A 902-nucleotide genomic window follows, 5' to 3' on the forward strand; every position below is an offset into this window, starting at 1 on the left:
GTACGGTGGTGGCGTAGAACTCGTAGGCGCGGACCGGGCTCGTCGTCTCGGCGCCCAGGTGCCATGAGTGCGGAGCGAACAGCCAGGACCAGCCAACGAGTTCGTTGTGGCCGAGGGTCTCGATGACCGCTGCCCGGCGGCCGGGTACGTGCATGTCGAGCTGGATCGTGCCGGTGCGGATGATCCAGAACCGGTCCGCGCGACCGCCCTCCTCGAAGAGGCGGATTCCCTGCGGGAACGACACCTCCCGGGCGAGGTGCATCAGCCGCTGCCGGTGCTCGGCGGGCAGTGCCCGCAGCATGCTGGGCGTGGGCGGAGCGTTCATGACCGGCCTCCAGGACGGACGTTCGGACCGACGACTTCCAGCGTGCGCCCGTGCTTCGGCTCGAACCATGGGCCACCCGGCCCCAGGGAGGGACTGTGCGGCCCCTGCGCACGCGGGCGTTCCTGTACGAGGCTCCGCATGAGATCGGGCAGGACCGGACACAGGAGACGCCCACCATGGTTCGGCACATCACCACAGGAATCGACGGATCCGCCGAGAGCCTTGCCGCCGCGCACTGGGCGGCCCGTGAGGCCCTGCGGCGCGGCGTCTCGCTGAACCTCGTGCACGCCTGGACGTGGCACCCACGCCCAGCCCCGTCCGTCCCCGCGGACAGGACCGAGCGCGACTGGGCCGAACAGATCCTGGACCGGGCGGCGGGCAGCATCCGTGCCGCGCACCCCGGGCTGCGGGTCGTCGAGCGACTGGTGGCCGACTCGGCGGTGGCCGCCCTTCTCGCGGCGGCCGAGGACGAGGAACTGCTGGTGCTCGGGTCCCGTGGTCTCAGCGGGGTCGCGGGATTCATGGTCGGCTCGGTGTCCCAGCGGGTCGTCGCCAGGTCCCCCCGCCCCCTGGTGCT

2 protein-coding genes are annotated in these 902 nt (G+C 72.0%); one reads left to right on the top strand and one right to left on the bottom strand.

Annotation, left to right across the window (positions count from 1 at the left end):
• On the bottom strand, nt 1-325 hold a 325-nt coding region (locus O3Q52_RS53635; protein WP_269655619.1), incomplete at its 3' end, for a cyclic nucleotide-binding domain-containing protein.
• Nucleotides 326-420: 95 nt separating this feature from the next.
• Here O3Q52_RS53635 and O3Q52_RS53640 point away from each other — a divergent pair.
• A partial coding sequence (locus tag O3Q52_RS53640; RefSeq protein WP_269655620.1) for a universal stress protein occupies nt 421-902 on the top strand: 482 nt, incomplete at its 3' end.

It is taken from the genome of Streptomyces sp. ActVer (assembly GCF_027270795.1).
In the GTDB taxonomy this organism is placed as follows: Bacteria; Actinomycetota; Actinomycetes; order Streptomycetales; family Streptomycetaceae; genus Streptomyces; species Streptomyces umbrinus_A.